The sequence below is a fragment of the Desulfosporosinus nitroreducens genome (assembly GCF_023897015.1).
Classification (GTDB): domain Bacteria; phylum Bacillota; class Desulfitobacteriia; order Desulfitobacteriales; family Desulfitobacteriaceae; genus Desulfosporosinus; species Desulfosporosinus nitroreducens.
In genome coordinates this window covers 1-4440 of sequence record NZ_JAMHFY010000062.1, presented here as the reverse complement: position 1 = coordinate 4440, position 4440 = coordinate 1, and the positions used below count along the sequence as shown (strand labels likewise).

The window sequence follows — 4440 nt, the reverse complement described above, 5'->3', positions numbered from 1 at the left end:
CAAGATGTTAGTTCTCTTTGTATTTCTACAAATGTCTAAACTTTTCATTTAGAAACGTGTCGCACATATAGCACTATTAAGCACTCCACGTGTCCTGTCCTGTCACGTCAATAGAGCTATAATCTCTATTCCTCTTTTGCCCTACCATGAGCGGGTTTTTGCCTTACCTTTGTCATATTAATTATGGTGATCCCATCATTAATCTTGTATGGCTAATTATTGGACATATCTAGAGAATTCATCAGCACCCATAAAGGCCCTGATTATGCCCGAGGGAGTTCCCACCTCTAATCAATAGGATTTATCCTGATTCCGTTATTACCTGAACAGGCCGGTACGACGTACTATAAAACTAGTCTCCAGATTAATCTGGCAATTGGGATAAATTTGGCGCCAATTGTTTTTTTGCCATTCGCCTGGGTATTTTACCCTAAACTTTTCACCTAAACCAACGGTGTCGGAATTTAGTGACTGTAGTTTTACGAAGAGGTCACTGATCCTTTTGTGAATTTCTGCTTCCGCATGACTCACAATAACTTTTTTGTCCTCTTCTGTTATTTCCATTTTTCTGGGATTGGTCTCCACAATTGCTCCAGAAACTTTGGTTTTTATTCCGAAGGTTACTTTACCGTTATTGTCTAGTTCCAAAGTAATATCATTTTTTGAGTTTACATCCTTGAAGGCGACATAATCACCGTTTTCCAGCGGGACTGTCAGGTAGCCAGTGGACGAGCCCTTGATCAGGGCTAGTGTTTTCGTTTCCTCTAGGTCCAGTTTCCCTACAAAATGGTTATTAGAGAAAAGCGCTGTCCCTGATATGTCGTAACTCCCTTCGGAAGCCTTTATCATAGGAATATGTGGATCAGATGTCTTATTGTCCATCTGGGCCAAAACTCTCCACAGGTCAATAGGTATAGCCATTGTTTTTTTACTATTAGTCTGAAAAAACAGGTCCACATAGTTGCCCGGTATGTTATTGGATTCGTTTTTCATGTCCAGAAGTTCCTTGGGATCATCCTTTGTGACTAGCAAAGTGGTATTAGGCGGTACATACGGTATTCGACCGATAAAATCCAGCAGGTTGTTAATATCACCTCGGGCTGCTTTCTCAGTTAATACAATTGCTCTCAACTGCCCAAAATATATATCTCTTTCCGATTTAGCCTGCAATTTGGACCACGCATCGGTAATGGAAGTGTCTTCCGCTGTAATAATATAATTTCGTTTTTGGAACTGCTGCTGAGTACCTATCACGGGCGGCAATAACGTGCCGGGCACGCTAAAAACAGTGCCCATTTTTATTTTTCCGGTGCTGTCCACATCAAAAAATACGGCATTAGTTGACACACGCCGATTGATCTCTTGCACATCCCAGCAACCCACGTTGAAAAAAACAGTTAAGCTTAGTAATAACACTAAGACAATTTTACTTCGCACCGGAAGTATCACCTCTCTTCAATAAAGCTGCCAAAATCCAGATCAATAATGGAAGCACAAAGACAACAAGGAAACCGGCAGTACGTAGATAATCAAACAGAAAATGAATATCTACAACGCTTGGCGGAACAAGGATTAGAAACATAATAATCGGAAACCAGAGTAGCACAAACTGTTTATAATTAAGAATTCCGAATAGCTGAGTAGTGGCCAGGGCCAAAGCAAAGTATAACCCTGCGATAGCCAAGCAGATTTGGGAAAAATAGCTGACAGCAAAGAAGAGCCCTGTCGTTTGCATTAGATAAGGTATGTTTGCTTTCATAGTAAGTTCCATGACAGGCCAGGAGTAACGCAAAACACCTGCCGCACCGTAAGTGCCTATCCCGCTGACCACAAATATTAGTATTGCTGTACTTGCTAGTAAGACGGCCGCAAGTATAGTTTTGAATCCTCTTTGCGTTTTTGTCAGGTATGGATAAAACATAAACAAGGCTGTCAATGGGAAAAATATATAAAACATTTGCAGAGCACCCAACGTTAGTTGGTAACCCTGGGTATAAAACACTGGTCGAACGTAATCAAGCTTAAACCCCTGAAAAGAGAAGACTGCGGACAGGAAAATAAATACCACCGCCACAGGAAAAATAAAAGCTGCCAACCTGGTTATACCTTCAATTCCTTTGTGAGCAATGTAAGCCGTGGTAGACAAAAGCATTGTGGCAATAGCCCAGAGGGGTGTTCGGTTTAGGAAAAAAACGTTATTCAAGTCGGCAATTTGCCTCGTGGCCCATACGGTAATAATGAGTAAAAACAACAGAAAGAAGATAGCAATACCTTTGCCAATTATTTTTCCGCAAACCAAGGGGAGGTACTCGATGATTGACTTACCGGGGAACCTTTTACCCAACCGAACTGCACAAAGAACTACTGGAATAGCCAGTATAATGGCTAAAATAAAGCCCAGGTACCCGTTAGAACCCATATATTTTGCTGCCACATACGGAGAGCTTATTACTCCATATCCGTAAAGTGACGAAAACATAATGTTAAAAAGTAAACCGGGTCCGATCCCGGTCGTTTCCTTGAGCATTACTTGTCCTCCTCATTGTCTGTATTACCTAACCTGTCCTCCTGCTGCGGGCGGTAGGTGGGGGGCCTCCTGTTTCTGGCCCACCATGGTAAACGCCCAAAGCCGTCCACCATGTCCACCGGTAAAGGCGGCCCCCAGGGCGCTAAGTAAGATACCCCAAAGGATTTCAAACCTGCCATATGGGCCAGTACCAGCAGTCCTGCTACGGACAACCCCAGTATCCCAAAAGCTCCGCTTGCAAAAAACAAAAAGTACCTAGCAAGCCGCCAGGCCTGTTCTTTGGACGGGTTAGCCGTGGAAAAGGAAGCTAGGGACGTAAAAATCACCACCATGATGGTGGTTCCGGCAATAATTCCGGAGTTGATAGCCGCCTGTCCGAGAACGATGCCCCCACCAATCCCCATGATCAAATTAATATTGGCCGGCAGTCTGACACTAGCCTCCCGAAAAATCTCAAATACCAATAAGGTAAAAAAAACTTCAATGAATGCTGGGAAGGGCACCTGGGTTCGCCCGGAGGCAATGACCTGAATCAAAAAGGAAGGCAATAACTCGGGATTAACCGTGATAAGCGCTGTATAGAGTGCTGGGAGAGTTACTGCCATTGCAGTTCCGATAAAGCGAATCAACCTTAAGAACGATCCGATCCAGTAGTTAAAATAATAGTCCTCGGGGGTTTGGTAAAACTCATTGGAAGTGGCTGGCACAATTAATGTAAAGGGCGATTTATCCACGATGATGGCAATCCGCCCTTCCAAAATTGAAGCGGCCACTTTGTCCGGCCTTTCCGTTTCCTGTACCAGGGGGAAAAAGGTTAACCTATGATCGGTGATCATTTCGCTGATATAACCGCTGTCGATGATCCCATCGATACTGATTTTCTCTAGGCGTTTGTTCACTTCCACTACCGTATCAGGATTGGCTACATCGAACAAATAGAGAATTAACACCTTTGTCTTCGTCCGTTCCCCGATTATTTTGCTTTCTACCCTCAGATTAGGGTCTTTGATCCAACGTCGGATCAGACTGAGATTATCGTTGATATCCTCAGTAAATCCTTCCCTGTTGCCTCGGACGTTTTTTTCAGTAATGGATTCTTCAATAGGACGGCGTGGGTATCCGGGAAGACTAATCCCGAAAATCTTATCTTCATTGGGCAGAATAAGCAGGGCTTGACCCGCCAGCAAACCGTCCAGCACATCGTGAAAATCCGTAAATATATCGATTACAGAGGCTGATATCAGGAGTTCAACTGTTGCAGCTGTGAGAGTTTCGCTTTTTTCTCTGATAAACTTGTTAACCGGTTCAATAACCTGTGATCCTAGCAAGCCGATGTCTGCCATAGATTCAAGATAGACAGCAGCCATTACGGGTCCGTTCTCGGTGGTAAAACGATGAATGATTAGGTCCGAGGGACTACCGGCATTCTTTATAACGTCTGCTAAAATATCCTCAACGGTACCGGAAATCGGTTTATGGTCAGAAATCATGGATTTTATTTTCTGAGGTTGGACTTTTTTAGAGGACCTAAATCTAGTTAATGTAAACATCATGATCCCTCGTTCTTAAAACTTACTACTTCAATAGTGTAAGTTTACCCGTATCCAAGCCGGTTATCCCCTTAGCTTCTGGCCTTAGAAATTCTTTTCCTGACTCTCTTTACCGACACACAGCTAACTATCTCCACTACCCTTTTTCCACTATTTCAACCCAAAAACAAAATCCGTTGGTGTGAGAATTTCTATCTTCTCAACCAACGGATTAAATATTTCATCAGCGAATTCTTCAAATAGAAGTCTCCTAGAACTGGATTGTAATTTTTTACTATTCAACGTCGCATTGGTACTATAAAAGCACAAGCAAACGATCCGAATGAACGGGTTGGATGCCTGTGCTTATTTAAATATAATAAG

At 43.0% G+C, this 4440-nt stretch carries 3 protein-coding genes; all 3 read right to left on the bottom strand.

The features are described 5' to 3' along the window. Positions 1-318: 318 nt before the first annotated feature. Genes M8E35_RS25935 through M8E35_RS25925 form a run of 3 tightly spaced genes read right to left on the bottom strand, consistent with a single transcriptional unit; the run spans position 319 to position 4077 of the window. Entirely contained in the window at positions 319-1437 is a 1119-nt protein-coding gene (locus M8E35_RS25935; protein WP_252473861.1) for a Ger(x)C family spore germination protein, read from the bottom strand. After that, positions 1427-2527 carry a GerAB/ArcD/ProY family transporter gene (locus tag M8E35_RS25930; RefSeq protein WP_252473860.1) on the bottom strand — a complete coding sequence of 367 codons (1101 nt, stop codon included), beginning with the start codon at positions 2525-2527 and terminating at the stop codon, positions 1427-1429. The genes M8E35_RS25935 and M8E35_RS25930 overlap by 11 nt, the downstream gene beginning before the upstream one ends. Continuing rightward, entirely contained in the window at positions 2527-4077 is a 1551-nt protein-coding gene (locus tag M8E35_RS25925) for a spore germination protein (protein WP_252473859.1), read from the bottom strand. The genes M8E35_RS25930 and M8E35_RS25925 overlap by 1 nt, the downstream gene beginning before the upstream one ends. Positions 4078-4440 lie beyond the last annotated feature (363 nt).